This is a genomic window from Amycolatopsis sp. NPDC003861 (genome assembly GCF_053605405.1).
Genome location: NZ_JBSGJD010000221.1, coordinates 1 through 16,483 on the forward strand (window position 1 = coordinate 1; position 16,483 = coordinate 16,483).

The window sequence follows — 16,483 nt, forward strand, 5'->3', positions numbered from 1 at the left end:
CGGGGGCCTCGCTGCCTGCCGGGCCGCCGGGCGCGGGCGTGCCGCGGAGCGCGTCGGCCGACCCCTGTGGCCGGTTCACCGCCGCGGTCTGCCGCGCCTACACCGAACTCGGCACCACCGGGCAGGCGAGCCAGGCGAGCGTCGACCTGCTGCGCCGGGTCTCCCCCGCGTCCGTCACCGGCAAGATCACCGTGCCGACGCTGCTGGTGCAGGGCGAGAGCGACACGCTGTTCGGCCTCGACCAGTCCGACGCGACCGCCCGGCAGATCACCGCGGCGGGCGGCAAGGTCAGGACGATCTGGTACACCGGCGGCCACGACGGCGGCAAGCCCGGCCCGCAGCTGCGCGCCAAGATCGCCGACTTCCTGAAGACGGCGCTGGACGGCGGCGACCCGGGTACCGGCTTCAGCTACGACGTCCAGGGCACGCTGCGCGCCAACGGGACGCCGTCGGTCCGCACGGTCAACGCGCCCGCCTACCCCGGCCTGACCGGGCCGGCCACCGAACGGCGCCTGCTGGCGCTGAACGGGCCCGCCCAGCCTGTGGTGCGCCCGGCCGGGGCGAACCCGGCGGCGGTCAGCGGGATCCCCGGCCTCAACGGCGTCGCGAGCAGCTCGTCACGGCTCGGCGCGCTGTTCAGCAACGACCCGCCCGGCCAGGCCGCGCAGTTCGCCACCGCGCCCTTCGACGGCCAGGTCGTCATCAGCGGCTCGTCCACCGTGCGGCTGCAGGTCGCCGCGGACCCGGCGCACCCGCAGCCGGACGCGGTGCTGTTCGCGAAGCTCTACGACGTCGGGCAGGACGGCTCGCGCGTGCTGCCGGCGAACGCCATCGCGCCGTTCCGGGTGAGCGGGCTGCCCGCCGACGGCACCCCGGTCGACGTCACGGTGACGCTGCCCGGCATCGTCCGGCCGATCGAGGGCGGCCACTCGCTGCGCCTGGTCGTCGGCACCACCGACCAGGGGTACGCCGCGCCGGCCGCGCCCGCGGTGTTCCGGATCGGGCTGGCCGCCGGCACCGCGCTGGCCGTGCCGGTCGTGCCGGGCAAGTCCGTCGGTTCCCCGGCACCGGTGGGGCAGCTGGTCGGCATCGGCGTGACGCTGGCGATCGGCCTCGCCGCGGTGCTCTTCGCGGCCCTGCGCCGCCGCCGCGCCACCGACGTCGACGCCGAGCTGGCCACGACTCCGCTGGTCATCGAGGGGTTGCGCAAGCAGTACGCGGGCGGGTTCGTGGCGGTGAAGGACCTGTCCTTCCGCGTCGAGCCGGGCCAGGTGCTCGGCCTGCTCGGGCCGAACGGCGCGGGCAAGACGACCACCCTGCGGATGCTGATGGGCCTGATCACGCCGACCGAGGGCACCATCCGCGTGTTCGGGCACAAGATCACCCCGGGCGCGCCGGTGCTCTCGCGCATCGGCTCCTTCGTCGAGGGCTCGGGCTTCCTGCCACACCTGTCCGGCCGGGCGAACCTCGAGCTGTACTGGGCCTCGACCGGGCGTCCGGCGGAGAAGGCGCACTTCGCCGAGGCGCTGGAGATCGCCGGGCTCGGCAACGCGGTCGAACGGCGGGTGCGGACCTACAGCCAGGGCATGCGGCAGCGGCTGGCGATCGCACAGGCGATGCTCGGCCTGCCGGAGCTCATGGTGCTCGACGAACCGACCAACGGGCTCGACCCGCCCCAGATCCACCAGATGCGCGAGGTGCTGAAGCGGTACGCCGCGACCGGCCGGACGGTGGTGGTGTCGAGCCACCTGCTGGCCGAGGTCGAGCAGACCTGCACGCACGTCGTGGTCATGCACCGCGGCTCGCTGGTCGCCTCGGGCGAGGTCGGCGAGCTGGCCGCGGCCGGCGGCGAAGCGACGTTCCGGGTCGACGACCCGGCAGCGGCCGCGGCGGCGCTCAAGGCGCTGAGCGGGGTCACCGACGTCGATGTCGAGGGCGAGCTCGTGCACGCGAACCTCGGCGAGCTGCCGCGGGCCGAGGGCGTGGCCGCGCTGGTGCGCGCCGGGGTCGCGGTGGAGCAGGCCGGGCCGCGGCGCCGGCTGGAAGACGCGTTCCTGCAACTGGTGGGAGAAGAGTCGTGAGCGAGGGTGTGCACACCGACCCGCACGCGCTGGACGAGCTGAGCGACCTCGCGTCGGCCGAGCACGCGGGCGTCGGGCCGGACGGCGCGGTCGAGGGCTACTCGGCGCGGCGGACGCTGCGGCTCGGCGTCGAGCTGCGGCGCCAGCTCAAGCGGCGGCGGACGCAGTTCCTGCTCGGGTTCGTCGCGATCCTGCCCTTCATCCTGGTGCTCGCGTTCCAGCTCGGGCAGTCGAACCCGAACCGGCGCAGCGGCGGCTTCGTCGACCTGGCCACGGCGTCCGCGCCGAACTTCGTCGTGCTGGCGCTGTTCGTGTCGGGGACGTTCCTGCTGCCGATGATCGTCGCGCTGTTCTTCGGCGACACGATCGCGAGCGAAGCGTCGTGGTCGAGCCTGAAGTACCTGCTGGCGGTGCCGGTGCCGCGGCAGCGGGTACTGCGGCAGAAGGCGATCGTGTCGGGCCTGCTTTCGGCGTTCGCGCTGGTGCTGCTGCCCTTGGTGTCGCTCGGCGTCGGGGTGCTCTGGTACGGCGCGGGCGACGCGATCAGCCCGACCGGCGACGCGGTGTCCTTCGGTGACAGCCTGCTGGCCATCGCACTGTCCACTGTGTACATCATCCTGCAGCTGGCCTGGGTGGCCGGGCTGGCGCTCGCGCTGAGCGTGTCGACCGACGCCCCGCTGGGCGCGGTCGGCGGCGCGGTGCTGGTGGCGATCCTGTCGCAGATCCTGGACCAGATCACCGCGTTGGAAGGGCTCCGGAACTACCTGCCGACGCACTACGCGTTCTCCTGGATGGACCTGATCTCGACCGACGTCGACTGGACCAACCTGGCGAGCGGCCTGCTCTCGGCGGCGATCTACGGAACGGTGTTCTTCCTGTACGCGGGACGGCGGTTCGCGCGGAAGGACATCACCAGCTGAAGCCGGTACGGTCGGGTTCGTGCCGATCACCCTGGAGAACCACCACGACGTCGCCGTGCTCCGGATCGACCACGGGCGGGGCAACACGCTCGACACCGACTCCTGCCGGGCGCTGGTGCGGCAGCTCGAGGAGGCCGAACAGGCCCGCGCCGTGGTGCTCACCGGGACCGGGGGGATCTTCTGCGCGGGCGTCGACCTCAAGCGGCTCGACGAGGGCGGGGCGCCGTACGTAGCGGAGTTCCTGCCGCTGCTGTCCGACGCGCTGCTGGCCGTGTTCGGCTGCCCGCGTCCGGTGGTCGCCGCGCTGAACGGGCACGCCATCGCCGGCGGGGCGGTGCTCGCCGCGGCCGGCGACCACCGGGTGCTGGGCGCCGGCCGGATCGGGGTCACCGAACTGCTCGTCGGGCTGCCGTTCCCGTTGGCCGCGCTGGAGATCCTGCGCTGCACCTACGGGACCACCCGGCTGCCGCTGCTCACCTACCCGGGTGAGACCTGGGGCGGCGAGGAGGCCTTGGCCCGCGGGCTGGCCGACGAGCAGGCCCCACCGGACGACGTGCTCGAGCGGGCCCTCGCCGTCGCGGCGCGGCTCGGCGACCTGCCCGCCGAGCCGTTCGCCCACACGAAGGCCCAGATCCGGCAGCCCTTCCACGAGCGGATCGCCGAGTACCGCCACTCGGACGACCCGCAGGTGGAGCGGCTGTGGCAGTCGGCCGAGGCGCTGGCCGCCGTGAAGTCCTATGTGGACCGGGTGCTCCGTTAGGCCGGCACGCCGCTTTCGGCGAGCGCCTTGATGCCCTCGACGGTCTTCTGCATGTTGGCCTGCAGCTCGCCGAGCCGCATGGCGACGATCTCCTCTTCGTGCTCGGGCATCGAGCCGATGATCGTCGTCAGGTTGGACGGGCCGGGGCCGATCCGGGCCCACTGCCGCAGGATCGTGCCGTCGCCGTCCGGGACGAGCTCGAACTTCCACGACGCGGCCGGGTTCGCCACGTCCATCACGGCCCACGCGAACAGCCGCCCGGGCTCGTAGCCGGTGACGGTCGAGACCGTCTCCCACTCCCCGGCGACCGGGTGGGAGTTGCGGCCGCGGAACCGCGCGCCGAGGCCGGGCTCGGCGTCGTCGACCCAGTCGCCACCCTGGAACTCGGTGGAGAACCGGGCCGGCAGGTCGATGTCCAGCAGCCAGGACCAGATCTCGGCCGGCCGCGCGGCGACGCGGACCTCGACCTGGGCCGTCGGGCAGTCGGAAACCTTCATGGCGGACCCCTCGCTCGATGACGGTGCCTACGGATCCGGACGGTAACGCGGCGCCGAACACGCCGACAACTCGCACGATGCCCCCGGCCGGGCACGCCGGGCGACCCGGCGCCACCCGCCGAAAGTCGGATCCTCACCGATTCTGCGCCCGGACAGCCGATTGCCGACCCCGGCCGGTTCTGTGAGGGTCCCACCGAGGGTTTCGACGACGGGTGGTGCTCGATGCGCAGACTTTTCACCGCGGGTGCGGTCCTGCTGGCGCTGGCCGGCCTGGCGCCGGCGGCCACGGCGGCGCCGGACATCAAGGCGCAGCTGCAGCGGATCCCGGGGCTGACGGTCGTGTCCGAGGACGCGGCACCGGCCGGGTTCCGGTTCTTCAAGCTGACCTACACCCAGCCCGCCGACCACCGGCACCCCGGCGCGGGCACGTTCCAGCAGCGGTTCACGTTGCTGCACCGCGACTTCGCCGCCCCGACGGTCGCCTTCACGAGCGGCTACAACGTCAGCGGCTCGCCGAACCGCTCGGAGCCGACGCAGATCGTCGACGGCAACCAGCTGTCGATGGAGTACCGCTACTTCACGCCGTCGCGGCCGGAGCCGGAGAACTGGGCGAAGCAGCTGACGATCTGGCAGGCCGCGGCGGACGAGCACCGCGCGGTGCAGGCGTTCAAGGCGATCTACCCGGGCAAGTGGCTGGCCACCGGCGGCAGCAAGGGCGGCATGACCGCGACGTACTTCCGCCGCTTCTTCCCCGACGACGTTGACGCGACGATCCCGTACGTCGCGCCCAACGACGTCATCGACCCGGTCGACGTCTACAACCGGTTCCTGTCCCGCGTGGGCAACGACCCGGCCTGCCGCGACGCCTTGAAGGCGATCCAGCGCGACGCGCTGAAGCGGCGTGACGAGCTGGGGGCGATCGCCGCGGCGGATGCGGCGCAGCGCGGGCTGACGTTCTCGATCGTGGGCTCGGCCGACAAGTCCCTCGAGATCTCGGTGATCGACTCGTACTTCGCGTTCTGGCAGTACCAGACGCAGGCGGACTGCGCGACGGTGCCGCCGGCGGGCGCGCCCGCCGGCGACGTCTACGCCTGGTACGAGAAGGTGGAGAGCCTGAACACGTACTCCGACCAGGACCTGGCGCCGTACATCCCGTACTACTACCAGGCGGCGGTGCAGCTGGGCTCGCCCGAGGCGTACGACGGCTACCTGCGCGACCTGCTGCGCTACCCGGGCGCCGACCAGCCGAAGACGTTCGTGCCGGCGTCGATCCGCCTGCCGCGCTTCGACTACGCGGCGATGCCGGACATCGACTTCTGGGTGAAGACCCGCGGCACCCGCCTGCTGTTCGTGTACGGGTCCAACGACCCGTGGGGCGCGGAGCCGTTCGAGCTGGGCCGCGGCAGCCGCGATTCGTACCGCTACTACGTCCAGGGCGGCAACCACGGCTCGAAGATCGCCCAGCTGGCCCCCGCCGACGCGGCGGCGGCAACGGCGACGATCCGGCGCTGGGCCGGCCTGGCCCCGGTTTCCTCGCCGGCGCTGCGCTCGGCCCCGGCTCCGGCCGGCTTCCCGGACTTCGACGCGGACCTGACGCCCCGGACGCGGCTGTAACTTTCCTCAGGCCGGGCGTACTCTCACCACACCCTGACGGCCCGGCCTGAGGAGGCGCGCATGCCTCGTCCCGTCCACTTCGAGATCCACGCGAGCGACCCCGAACGCGCGGCGGCGTTCTACACGGCGGTGTTCGGCTGGAAGTTCGAGCGCTGGGGTGAGGTGCCCTACTGGGTGATCACCACCGGCGAAGGCAACGGCATCGACGGAGGGCTGCTGCCCCGGCAGGGCCCGGCGCCCGAGGCGTCGGCGCCGATCCACGGCTTCGTCAACACGATCGACGTGGCGAACCTGGACGAGGCACTGGGTGACGTCAACCGGGCCGGCGGGACGCTGGCGCTGCCGAAGAACCCGGTTCCGGGGGTCGGGTGGCTGGCGTACTGCAAGGACACCGAGGGGAATGTGTTCGGGATGCTGCAGGCGGACGAGAACGCCCCGGCGCCGGAGTGAGTCAGGGCCGCTTGGCCTTGGGCAGCCTTCGGACGACCTCGTCGTAGGAAGCATCGATCAGCTCTTCGAGCTCGGCGCCGGGCACTCCGGCGCCGAGCTCGACGCGGTTCCAGCCGTAGCGGCCGAGATAGTCCATGACGCTGACCGCACCGGGATAGCGAGCGCGGACCTCGGCGGCTTCTTCCTTGGTGGCCCCGCATTTGACGGCGACGCTGCCGGGCTGGTTCTGGCCGATGAAGGCGAAGCCCTTGCCACCGACCTTGGCGACGAGGACGTGGTCGCCGAACGGGTAGGTCTCTTCGGCGCCGGGCTTGCCGAGGCAATAGGCGACGACGGCTTCGAGGTTCACGGTTTCACCTCGACCGGCTCGAGATCGGCAGGGCGATCCCCGCCTCCGCCTTGGTCGGCGCGCCGATCTCGGGCTCCCGGTCGGCGACCAGCTTCGCCTTCGGCTCGCGCAGTGCGGCGCGCACAGCACCCGTCTTGGTGTCCCCGGTCAGCTCGGCGACCTCGGCCGCGAGCCGCTCCGTTTCGGGGTCCTCGATGTTCATCCGGCCGGGCCCGCTACTTGATGCCGGCCGCGTCCATGCCCCTCAGCTCCTTCTTCAGGTCGGAGATCTCGTCACGCAGGCGGGCCGCCAGCTCGAACTGGAGGTCGCGGGCCGCCTGCATCATCTGGTCGGTCATCTGCTGGATCAGGTCGGCCAGCTGGGCCCGCGGCATCGCCGACACGTCCTTGTCGACCAGCATGCCCGAGCTGCGGACCCGGTCGCCCTGCTCGGGCTTCTTGCCGCGGGAGGAGTTGCGGCCCGAGCCGCCCACCGAGACCTGCTCGGTGTCCTCGGCTTCGCTGTACACGCGGTCGAGGATGTCCGCGATCTTCTTGCGCAGCGGCTGCGGGTCGACGCCGCGTTCCTTGTTGTACGCCACCTGCTTCTCGCGGCGGCGGTCCGTCTCCTCGATCGCGTGCTGCATCGAGTCGGTGATCTTGTCCGCGTACATGTGGACCTCGCCGGAGACGTTTCGCGCCGCGCGGCCGATCGTCTGGATCAGCGACGTGCCGCTCCGGAGGAAGCCTTCCTTGTCCGCGTCGAGGATCGCCACCAGCGAGACCTCCGGCAGGTCGAGGCCCTCGCGCAGCAGGTTGATGCCGACCAGCACGTCGAAGTCGCCCGCCCGCAGCTGCCGCAGCAGCTCGACCCGGCGCAGCGTGTCGACCTCCGAGTGCAGGTAACGCACGCGGATGCCCAGCTCCAGCAGGTAGTCGGTGAGGTCCTCGGCCATCTTCTTCGTCAGCGTCGTGACCAGGACGCGCTCGTCCCGGTCCGCCCGCTCCCGGATCTCGTGCACCAGGTCGTCGATCTGGCCCTCGGTCGGCTTCACGACCACCTTCGGATCGACCAGGCCCGTCGGCCGGATGACCTGCTCGACGAACTCGCCGCCCGCCTGGCCCATCTCGTACGGCCCCGGTGTCGCCGAGAGGTAGACGGTCTGGCCGATCCGGTCGGAGAACTCCTCCCAGGTCAGCGGCCGGTTGTCCACCGCGCTCGGCAGCCGGAAGCCGTACTCGACCAGGTTCCGCTTCCGCGACATGTCGCCTTCGTACATGCCGCCGATCTGCGGGACGGTCTGGTGCGACTCGTCGATCACCAGCAGGAAGTCGTCCGGGAAGTAGTCGATCAGCGTGGCCGGCGCCGAGCCCGGGCCGCGGCCGTCGATGTGGCGCGAGTAGTTCTCGATGCCGGAGCAGAAGCCGACCTGGCGCATCATCTCGATGTCGTAGGCCGTGCGCATCCGCAGCCGCTGCGCCTCCAGCAGCTTGCCCTGGCGCTCCAGCTCGGCGAGCCGCTCCTCGAGCTCCTTCTCGATGCCCTGGATCGCCTTTTCCATCCGCTCCGGGCCGGCGACGTAGTGCGTCGCCGGGAAGATCCGGACCTCGTCGACCTCCTTGACGATGTCCCCGGTCAGCGGGTGCAGGTAGTACAGCTTCTCGACCTCGTCGCCGAAGAACTCGACCCGGATCGCGAGCTCTTCGTAGGCCGGGATGATCTCGACCGTGTCACCCCGGGCGCGGAACGTGCCGCGCGCGAAGGCGATGTCGTTGCGGGTGTACTGGACGTCGACCAGGGCCCGCAGGAAGACGTCCCGGTCGAGCTGCATGCCGACCGCGAGCTTCGAGGAGCGGTCCAGGTACGACTGCGGCGTGCCGAGGCCGTAGATGCAGGAGACACTGGCGACCACGATGACGTCCCGGCGGGACAGCAGGTTCATCGTCGCCGAGTGCCGCAGCCGCTCGACGTCGTCGTTGATCGACGAGTCCTTCTCGATGTAGGTGTCCGTCTGCGCGATGTACGCCTCGGGCTGGTAGTAGTCGTAGTAGCTGACGAAGTACTCGACCGCGTTGTGCGGGAAGAGGTCGCGCAGCTCGTTCGCCAGCTGGGCGGCGAGGGTCTTGTTCGGCGCCATGACCAGCGTCGGCCGCTGGACGCGCTCGATCAGCCACGCCGTCGTCGCCGACTTGCCGGTGCCGGTGGCGCCGAGCAGCACGACGTCCTTCTCGCCCGCCTTGATCCGGCGTTCGAGCTCGTCGATGGCCGCCGGCTGGTCACCGGCGGGCTGGTAGTCACTGACCACCTCGAACCGGCCGCCGGTCCGCGGGATCTCCGAGACGGGCCGGAAGTCGGACTGGGCGAGGACGGGGTGTTCGGTTGCGAAAGCCACGTGGACCAGAGTAGGCCGACCCACCGACAATTTCCGTTGGGCCTGGTCAGCGGGCCCGGAACACCGTGATCGACGTGACATCGCCGCCGTTGACGGCGCAGTGCAGGACGGCGCCGGGCACGGGGTCGTCGCCGTGGCACGAGACGAGCACCCGATCGGGGCCGATCGCCTGGACCTCGGTGCGCGGGAAGTCCGCCAGCACCTCGGCCACCTCGCCTTCGGGCGCTTCGAGGTGGGCGAGGACGACTTCGCGCGGCGACGGCGGGGGCGGGATCGGCAGGCCGTGGCCTTCGAAGAGGCGGTTCAGCTGGTCAGCGGCGGAAACGGCGCGCGGGAAGCCCGCGAAGGCGGCGGTCTGGACGACGACTTCGCAGACCTCGGCCGGCGACAGCCCGGAAGCGAGGCCGGTGCGGAGGTGCACGCTCAGCGGCGGTCCGACCATGCCGGCGGCGACGATCGCGGCGAGCGTGGCGGCCTCGCGGGTGCGGGCGTCGAGGGCGGGACGTTCGTGCAGGTGGCCGTAGACGGTGCCGACGGCCAGTTCGCCCAGCGCCGGGACGGTGGCGAAGAGCGCGTCGAGGCGGGCCTTCCCGCCTTCGACGAGCCCGGCGAAGTTCTCGCGGCCCTGGTCGTGGAGCTGGGCCATCGGGTCGGTCATGGTCTCCCCTTCAGCAACTGCAGTCACAGCAGGAACAACAGTCGCAGCAATCGCAGTCGCATCCCCAAGCGTCGTGGGGTTTGCCGCTCCAGGGGCCAGGATAGGGATCGCGGCAGCAGAATTGGCAGGTGCAACACATGTAGGGGATGAGGGCGCAGCCGAGGAAGGCGTTGCGCTTCTTCGGCGGGACGGCGAATTTCGGGTACCAGAGGCCGCCGCCCTTGCCGTCGTAGAACTCGGGCTTGTCGCGCTTGCCGGGGCCGCCGGGGTCCTTCGGGCCTCCCGGACCGCCGGGATCGTTCGGGCCGCCGGGGCCGCCGGGGCCGCCCGGGCCACCGGGTCCCCCTGGGCCACCAGGCCCACCTGGGCCACCAGGGCCACCAGGCCCACCTGGGCCACCTGGGCCGCGGCCACCCGGACCGCCGGGGCCGTTCGGGCCCCCTGGGCCGCGTCCGCCGGGGGCGCCCGGCGGCGGGACCGGGCCCGGCGGCGGAAATCCGTGCGGCTGCGGCGAGCCCCAGCCGGGCGGGACCTGGTGCGGGTGCTGCTGCGGGATCGGCCCGGGCCCGATCCCGCCCGGCGGCTGCTGGTGGGGGTGCTGCGGCGGAGTGGGTCCGGGCCCGATCCACCCGGGCGGCGGCTGCTGCCCGGCCGCCGCGGAGCCGTGCTCCAGCGTGGCGCACTCGCCTGCCGATGGAGGATGCCGCAAGGACGAGCCGTGGCCGAACGTCCTTCGCACCGCTTGCCTCAGCTCGTGCACCAGCAACGCGTGCACCAGCGCCGGCTGCGCGAACTCCGCCTCGCGCAACGCCAGCTCCACCCCCAGCACCGCGTCGTCGCACAGCCGGCGGGCTTCCTCCGGCCTCGTTCCCGTCGCCAGCAACGGGTTCCACACCCCGGCCGCCGCGTCCGGTTCGTAGTCCTCGACCGCGTCCAGCAGGTGTGCCACGCGGCCGAACAGCCGGCCCGCCTCAGCCAGGGGTGCCACGTTCGCCGGCCTGCCCGCCAGCTCCGCCGTGCGCGCGAACGCCGCCGCCGTGGCCCTCTCCGCCGGTTCGGTCGCCAGCAGCGGCGAGTCACCCGACCGGACCGAGGACTCCAGCGAGCCCTGTCCTTCGACCGCCTCCGTCAGCACCGTCGTGTCGAACCCCACCCGGCCGCCCGTGCGACGGCCCTGTGCGGTCCAGCGGGCCGCGACCCGGCGGGCCGCCGCCGCCACCGGGCGCCTTCCGTACGCGCCGTCGCCGTCCTCGACGTGGTCGCCGACCTTGGCCGCCGCCAGGACCAGCGACACCGCCGCCGCCAGCTGGGCTCCCTCGCCGCGGGCCACCGAAGCCGTCCGCATCCCCCGCAGGGGGCAGGGGCCCGCTTCGCGGCGGCCGTCCGCTCGCGGGGTCTGGGCCTCGACCAGCACCGAGATGATCAGCCCGTCGTAGTTGGTGACCACCCGGGCGAACTGGCCGTGCTCGTCGCGCAGCGTGAGGCACAGCCCGCACAGGTGCGCCATCCAGTCCGCGTGCAGGCCTTCGGACAGCCGGTGGCGGCACGGCCTGATGATCCCGAACATCCCCAGTCCCCCTCGTTCCCCGGAAGCTCGGCGCACCTTAGCCCGAATGCGTGACGCCCGGGGCGGGGGTTCGCGTTTCGTGACCGGCCCGGCAGGATGACGCGCATGGCCGCACTGCACCCCCCGAAGGTCGAGGTCTTCGACCCCGCCGCGCGCGCGAACATCGACCCGAAGGGCATCCGGCGGGAGGTCGAGGAGTTCCGCGAGGAGCCGTTCGGCCTCTACCTCGCGCGCCCGACGCCGGGCCGCGCCCAGTTCCACTACCTCGAGTCGTGGCTGGTGCCCACGCTGGGCCTGCGCTTCACCGACTTCTGGTTCTCCCCCGGCCACGAACGCGACCAGGACTTCTACCTCGACGTCGTCCGCGTCCACCGCGACGGCCCGCGCTGGGTCGCCACCGACCTCTACGTCGACATCGTGCTCAAGGACAAGCTCTCCCTGCGGGTCATCGACACCGACGAGCTCCTGGAGGCCCTCGAGGCGGGCCTGGTCACCGCCGAAGAGGCCGAGTACGCGCTGAAGACCACCTACACCGCCGTCGAGGGCCTGGCCGCGCACGGCTACGACCTCGCCGCCTGGCTGGCCACCCTCGACATCGCGCTGACCTGGCGGCGTCACCCCTGACCCCGGCGCCGCCGGACCCGCACGTAGGGTGCGGGAAGACCGGCGCCGACGAGGAACAGGAGCACGATGGACGCCGTGGCCACGGCCCCCGACCAGGCCGAAGCCGAGCTCGCCCCGTTCGCCCGGCTCCCGGTCCTGCTGCTCGCGGCGGGCACGGCCACCGCGCTGCTGCTCACCGCCGGGCGCTACGGCTACTTCGGCGACGAGCTGTACTTCCTCGCCGCCGGCCGGCACCTGGCCTGGGGGTACGCCGACCAGCCGCCGCTCGTGCCCGCCCTCGCCCGGGCGATGGACACGCTCGCTCCCGGCTCGCTCGTGGTCTTCCGGCTGCCCGCGATCGCCGCGACGGCGGCCGGCGTGGTCGTCACCGCGCTGATCGCCCGGGAGCTCGGCGGGCAGCGCAAGGCCCAGGCCCGCGCCGCGGCCGCGTACGCGATCTGTGGCCAGTTCGTCGGCAGCGGCCACTACCTCGCGACGTCGACGATCGACCCGCTGCTGTGGACGCTCGCGCTGTGGCTGCTGGTCCGCTGGGTCCGCACCCGCCACGACACGCTGCTGGTCTGGCTCGGCGTCGTGACGGCGGTGGCGCTGAACGGCAAGCTGCTCATCGCCGCGTTCTGGGTGGTGGCCGGGCTCGCGGTGCTCGTGTTCGGGCCGCGTGACCTGCTGCGCCGCCCGAAGCTCTGGCTGGGCGCCCTGATCGCCACCGGCTCCCTGGTCCCGACGGTGCTCTGGCAGCGCGCGAACGGCTGGCCGCAGCTCGGCATGGGCGACGCCGTCGGCGCCGAGGTCGACGCCGCGGGCGGCCGCGCGAGCTTCGTCCCGGACCTGCTGGCCGGCGCCGGCTGGGTGATCGGCGCGCTCGGCGTCCTCTACGGCGTCGCCGTGCTGGTGGCGAGCAAGAAGCTGCGGCCCTACCGGTTCCTCGGCTGGACGGCGCTGGGGGTCGTCGCGGTCTTCCTGGCCGCCAACGGGCGGTACTACTACGCCGCCGGGACGTTCGGCGTGCTGTGGGCGGCCGCCGCCGTCCACCTCGAAGCGCGGGAGCCGGCGCGGTGGTGGCGGTGGGTGCCGGCCTGGCCGGTCTTCGCCGTGTCCGCCCTCTTCAGCCTGCCGTTCACGCTCCCGGTCTGGCCGGCGCACTGGCTCGTCGAGCACCCGGGCGCGCCACGGCCCGCCTACGCGGCCGAAGAAATCGGCTGGCCGGACCTCGCCGCCGATGTCGCCGCGCTGTACCGGACGGCGCCGCCGGACACGGCGATCGTCACCGGCGGGTACTGGCAGGCGGGCGCGCTCGACCGGTACGGGCCCGAGCGCGGCCTGCCCCAGGCGTCCAGCGCCAGCCGGGGCTTCTGGTACTTCGGGCGTCCGGCCGACGACACCCGCAACGTGCTCTTCGTCGGCTACGACCCGTCGAAGATCGCGAAGCACTTCGGCGACGCGCGGATCGTCGGGCAGGTCGGCAACCGGCTCGGGATCCGCAACGCCAGCGAGCACATGCCCGTCTGGCTGCTGACCGGCCGCACCGGGAGCTGGGCCGAAATCTGGCCGCAGCTCAAGGACATGCGCGCTCAGAGCGTCCAGCCGGTGGCCGCGGCCCACTTCTCGGCGCGGGCGAACACGGCGTTGACCCACTCCTGCTTTTCCTCGGCGTAGGCGGCGACGTTGCCGTCGGCGGCGTGCGCCTCGGCCAGCCGCAGCTTGACGTCGCGGTAGTCGTCGCGCTCGTCCGGGTTCGCGCGCAGGAAGTCGCGGAAGAGCAGGGCGAGCCGCCACGCCGGCGTCTCCACCGACCGGACGTGCAGGTTCACCGGCCGCTTCGGGTCGGCGCCGACGTGCAGGCGCTTGGGCCACGTCCCGGTGCCGTCCAGGGCGTCGTCGTACCAGTCGCCTTCGAGGCGCGGGAAGCCGGCGTCGGCCAGCAGGCTGCCCAGCGCGTCCGCCTCGTCCAAAGTGGACACCGTGAGCTGCAGGTCCAGGATGTCCTTGGCCGGCAGGCCGGGCACGGCCGTCGACCCGATGTGGTCGGCGCGGCGGGCCGGCTCCCCCGCCACGGCGCGGACCCGGGCCAGCACCTTCTCGGCCTGCGCCGGCCAGGTGAGGTCGTATTCGGCGATCTTCGGCGACACCGGCGGCCGCGGCCGCCGCAGCCGGACGTTCGCCTCGAACGGCACCAGCCGATCCGCCCACAGCGCGTCCACCTCGGCGAGCACGGTGTCTTCGGCGCCGCCGTTGTCCAGCCAGACGTCCGCGACGGCGCGGCGCTGCTCGGTGCTCGCCTGCGCCCGGATCCGCGCCCGCGCGTCCTCCTCGGCCATCCCGCGCGCCGACACCAGCCGCCGCACCCGCACCTCGACCGGCGCGTCGACGACCACGACCAGGTGGTACGCGGTCGCGAGGCCGTTTTCGACCAGCAGCGGGATGTCGTGGACGATGATCGCGTCCGGCTTCGCGGCCGCCATCAGCTCCCCGGTGCGCGCGCCGACCAGCGGGTGCACGATCGCGTTCAGCCGGTGCCGCGACTCGTCGTCGGCGAACGCCTTCGCGGCGAGCGCGGGCCGGTCGAGCGAGCCGTCCTCGGCCAGGATGCCGGACCCGAACTCCGCGACCAGCCGGGCGAGCCCCTCGGTGCCGGGTTCGACGACCTCGCGGGCGATCTTGTCGGAGTCCACCAGCACCGCGCCGTGTTCGGCGAGCCTGTTCGCCACCGTCGACTTCCCGGCCCCGATCCCACCCGTCAACCCCACACGCAACATGCCGATCACCCTAGTCAGGCGCGTGACTCAACCGATATCCGGACACGCCGTGTTGCTTACCCACCTCGCCACGCCGCAGTGCGTACGGTGCGCGCGAAGAGCATCGCCCACGCGGAGGAACGATGGCGATCAGCAAGCACGTCGGGAAGCACCGGCTCGGCACGCCGGGGCTGGTGCACTGCCTCGTCCACCTCTCGGTGGCCGTGGCGCTCGCGGACTACCGGCGGACCTGGCTGAGCACGCTGCTGGTGCCGGCCAAGCACAGCTTCGCCGGCCTGCGCCGCAAGGCCCGCGCCGCGGCGCTCGAGCGGATCTGGGTGCCGTCGGTCAGCCCGGCCCGGCCGGCCGCGGTGACCGTGCGCGCCGCCTGAGCGGTCGCGACAACCGAGGCTTCGCCTCGGGCCGGGGGCTTCGCCACCCGGGCCCCCTAAAAGCCGGTGGCTTCCCGCGTCTCGATCACGATCTCCGACGACAGCGTCCGGTGCACCGGGCACTTGTCGGCGATCAGCATGAGCTTGGCGCGCTGTTCGGCGTCGAGGTCGCCTTCGAGCTCGATCTCGCGGTTGATCCGGCTGAGCAGGCCACGCTCGGTTTCGCAGCGCGCGCAGTCTTCGGCGTGGATGCGGTCGTGTCGCAGCCGGACGGTCGCCCTGGTCAGCGGGATGCCCTTGCGGTCGGCGTACATCCGCAGCGTGATCGCCGTGCACGAGCCCAATGACGCGAGCAGCAGCTCGTACGGGTTCGGGCCGGCGTCGGTGCCGCCCACCGCGACCGGTTCGTCGACGAGCAGCGTGTGGCCCGCCGTGACGACCTGCTGGGTGTAGGTGCCGTCGCCGCTCGCGGTGACGACGACCGTGCCGGGCTCGGGGTGATCCATCCGCCTGAAATCCTCTCGGGTCGCGGGAAGCGGCCGATCCGGACATCCGGCGCATTCCCAAGACGCGGCGGATATCGTATCTTCTGCTGCGGGTGGGTCACCCGGACGCCGCCCTGCGCCCGGCTGCCGCAAAGGGGGTGCGCCGTGGCTACCAGGCACTTGCCGATGCGCCCGGCCGATCAGGGCGGTCGCGAGCGCTACCTCGACGCGGCGTTGTCGGTGCTCGTGGACCGCGGGGTCCCCGGGCTGACCGTCCGCGGGGTGGCGGAGGCGGCCGGCGCGTCGACGCTGTCGGTCTACGCCCGGTTCGGCGGCCGCGCGGGCCTGCTCGACGCCCTGTACGAGCGCACCTTCGACTCGCTGCGGGAGCTGCTGGAGGGCCTGCCGCCGTCGAGTGAGGACGGTGTCGCGGACCTGCTGCACCTCGCGCTGGAGTACCGGCGCTTCGCCCGCGAAAGCCCGACCCGCTACGCGCTGATGTTCGAGCGCCCGGTGCCGGGGTTCGACCCGGACCCCGGCCTGCGGTCGGCGGTGCTGCGGACGACGTTCACCCTGTTCATCGGCCGGGTCCAGCGGGTCTGCCCGCCGGGAGCGGACGCCCGCTCGGTGGCCTACCGGCTGTGGACGGCGATCCACGGCCTGGTGGGCGCGGAACTCCTGATGGCCTCGCGGCGGCCGTTGCCGGACTGGTTCATCCCGCCGACGGAAGAGGCCCACGAGGAGATGTACCGCGCCGGCGTCACGGCGATGATGACCGGCCTCGGCCTGCGGAACCACTGACCCGTCGGCTCCCCTGCCCCATCCGCCCCAATGTGGCGTTGGTTGCGTCTGACGCACCCAATGTGGCGTTCGGTGCGTCTGACGCACCGAACGCCACATTGGGGCGCTTGGCTCAGATCGGACGAGCGGCGTGTATGGAAAGAGAGTTTGCTTATGGGTTTATATCTCGGTGGTCGAC

At 72.6% G+C, this 16,483-nt stretch carries 17 protein-coding genes; 9 read left to right on the forward strand and 8 right to left on the reverse strand.

Translation table 11 applies throughout. From position 1 onward, the window contains the following. The 3 genes from ACWEVN_RS37320 to ACWEVN_RS37330 all read left to right on the forward strand — a co-directional run. Positions 1 to 2,081: ATP-binding cassette domain-containing protein (locus ACWEVN_RS37320; protein ID WP_452054422.1), on the forward strand; the 2,081-nt coding region annotated here is incomplete at its 5' end. Next, positions 2,078 to 3,001 (forward strand): ABC transporter permease, encoded by a 924-nt coding sequence (locus tag ACWEVN_RS37325; protein ID WP_449685738.1) that lies wholly within the window; start codon positions 2,078 to 2,080, stop codon positions 2,999 to 3,001. The genes ACWEVN_RS37320 and ACWEVN_RS37325, both read left to right, overlap by 4 nt. Before the next feature lie 19 nt (positions 3,002 to 3,020). After that, positions 3,021 to 3,761, forward strand: a complete 741-nt coding sequence (locus ACWEVN_RS37330) for an enoyl-CoA hydratase/isomerase family protein (RefSeq protein WP_452054423.1) — start codon at positions 3,021 to 3,023, stop codon at positions 3,759 to 3,761. Here ACWEVN_RS37330 and ACWEVN_RS37335 read toward each other — a convergent pair. Then, positions 3,758 to 4,258: an SRPBCC family protein gene (locus ACWEVN_RS37335; RefSeq protein WP_452054424.1), complete on the reverse strand. Its 501-nt coding sequence runs from the start codon at positions 4,256 to 4,258 to the stop codon at positions 3,758 to 3,760. The genes ACWEVN_RS37330 and ACWEVN_RS37335 overlap by 4 nt on opposite strands. Positions 4,259 to 4,480: 222 nt before the next feature. Here ACWEVN_RS37335 and ACWEVN_RS37340 point away from each other — a divergent pair, with 222 nt between their 5' ends. Together ACWEVN_RS37340 and ACWEVN_RS37345 are read left to right on the forward strand one after the other, a co-directional pair. Beyond that, the gene (locus ACWEVN_RS37340) at positions 4,481 to 5,872 is read left to right on the forward strand and encodes a S28 family serine protease (protein ID WP_452054425.1); all 1,392 of its coding nucleotides are present in this window, start codon (positions 4,481 to 4,483) and stop codon (positions 5,870 to 5,872) included. A 60-nt stretch (positions 5,873 to 5,932) separates the two neighbouring features. Further along, the gene (locus ACWEVN_RS37345) at positions 5,933 to 6,322 is read left to right on the forward strand and encodes a VOC family protein (protein WP_449685742.1); all 390 of its coding nucleotides are present in this window, start codon (positions 5,933 to 5,935) and stop codon (positions 6,320 to 6,322) included. 1 nt (position 6,323) lies between these two features. Here ACWEVN_RS37345 and ACWEVN_RS37350 read toward each other — a convergent pair whose 3' ends face one another. From ACWEVN_RS37350 to ACWEVN_RS37370, 5 genes are read right to left on the reverse strand one after another with little or no spacing between them, the layout of a single operon-like run. Then, entirely contained in the window at positions 6,324 to 6,671 is a 348-nt protein-coding gene (locus tag ACWEVN_RS37350; protein ID WP_449685743.1) for an MmcQ/YjbR family DNA-binding protein, read from the reverse strand. A gap of 4 nt (positions 6,672 to 6,675) precedes the next feature. After that, a complete protein-coding gene (locus ACWEVN_RS37355; RefSeq protein WP_449685744.1) occupies positions 6,676 to 6,873 on the reverse strand; it encodes a type II toxin-antitoxin system VapB family antitoxin in 198 nt (65 codons plus the stop codon). Between the two features lie 13 nt (positions 6,874 to 6,886). Further along, positions 6,887 to 9,043 carry an excinuclease ABC subunit UvrB gene (gene uvrB / locus ACWEVN_RS37360; protein ID WP_449685745.1) on the reverse strand — a complete coding sequence of 719 codons (2,157 nt, stop codon included), beginning with the start codon at positions 9,041 to 9,043 and terminating at the stop codon, positions 6,887 to 6,889. Between the two features lie 46 nt (positions 9,044 to 9,089). Then, a complete protein-coding gene (locus ACWEVN_RS37365; protein WP_452054426.1) occupies positions 9,090 to 9,701 on the reverse strand; it encodes a carboxymuconolactone decarboxylase family protein in 612 nt (203 codons plus the stop codon). A 10-nt stretch (positions 9,702 to 9,711) separates the two neighbouring features. Further along, positions 9,712 to 11,268 (reverse strand): DUF5685 family protein, encoded by a 1,557-nt coding sequence (locus ACWEVN_RS37370; protein WP_452054427.1) that lies wholly within the window; start codon positions 11,266 to 11,268, stop codon positions 9,712 to 9,714. 105 nt (positions 11,269 to 11,373) lie between these two features. Here ACWEVN_RS37370 and ACWEVN_RS37375 point away from each other — a divergent pair, with 105 nt between their 5' ends. Then, on the forward strand, positions 11,374 to 11,892 hold the full coding sequence (locus tag ACWEVN_RS37375; protein WP_449680589.1) for a DUF402 domain-containing protein: 519 nt from the start codon (positions 11,374 to 11,376) through the stop codon (positions 11,890 to 11,892). A gap of 66 nt (positions 11,893 to 11,958) precedes the next feature. Further along, a complete protein-coding gene (locus ACWEVN_RS37380) occupies positions 11,959 to 13,548 on the forward strand; it encodes an ArnT family glycosyltransferase (RefSeq protein ID WP_452054428.1) in 1,590 nt (529 codons plus the stop codon). On the opposite strand, the gene coaE is transcribed toward ACWEVN_RS37380, so the two are convergent. Next, positions 13,464 to 14,648 carry a dephospho-CoA kinase gene (coaE, locus tag ACWEVN_RS37385; RefSeq protein WP_452054429.1) on the reverse strand — a complete coding sequence of 395 codons (1,185 nt, stop codon included), beginning with the start codon at positions 14,646 to 14,648 and terminating at the stop codon, positions 13,464 to 13,466. The genes ACWEVN_RS37380 and coaE overlap by 85 nt on opposite strands. A gap of 122 nt (positions 14,649 to 14,770) precedes the next feature. Here coaE and ACWEVN_RS37390 point away from each other — a divergent pair, with 122 nt between their 5' ends. Then, the gene (locus ACWEVN_RS37390; RefSeq protein WP_449685750.1) at positions 14,771 to 15,019 is read left to right on the forward strand and encodes a hypothetical protein; all 249 of its coding nucleotides are present in this window, start codon (positions 14,771 to 14,773) and stop codon (positions 15,017 to 15,019) included. Positions 15,020 to 15,075: 56 nt separating this feature from the next. On the opposite strand, the gene ACWEVN_RS37395 is transcribed toward ACWEVN_RS37390, so the two are convergent. Beyond that, positions 15,076 to 15,525 carry an OsmC family protein gene (locus ACWEVN_RS37395; protein ID WP_452054430.1) on the reverse strand — a complete coding sequence of 150 codons (450 nt, stop codon included), beginning with the start codon at positions 15,523 to 15,525 and terminating at the stop codon, positions 15,076 to 15,078. Between the two features lie 165 nt (positions 15,526 to 15,690). On the opposite strand from ACWEVN_RS37395, the gene ACWEVN_RS37400 reads away from it, so the two are divergent. Continuing rightward, entirely contained in the window at positions 15,691 to 16,305 is a 615-nt protein-coding gene (locus ACWEVN_RS37400) for a TetR/AcrR family transcriptional regulator (RefSeq protein WP_449685758.1), read from the forward strand. The last annotated feature ends 178 nt before the right edge of the window (positions 16,306 to 16,483 follow it).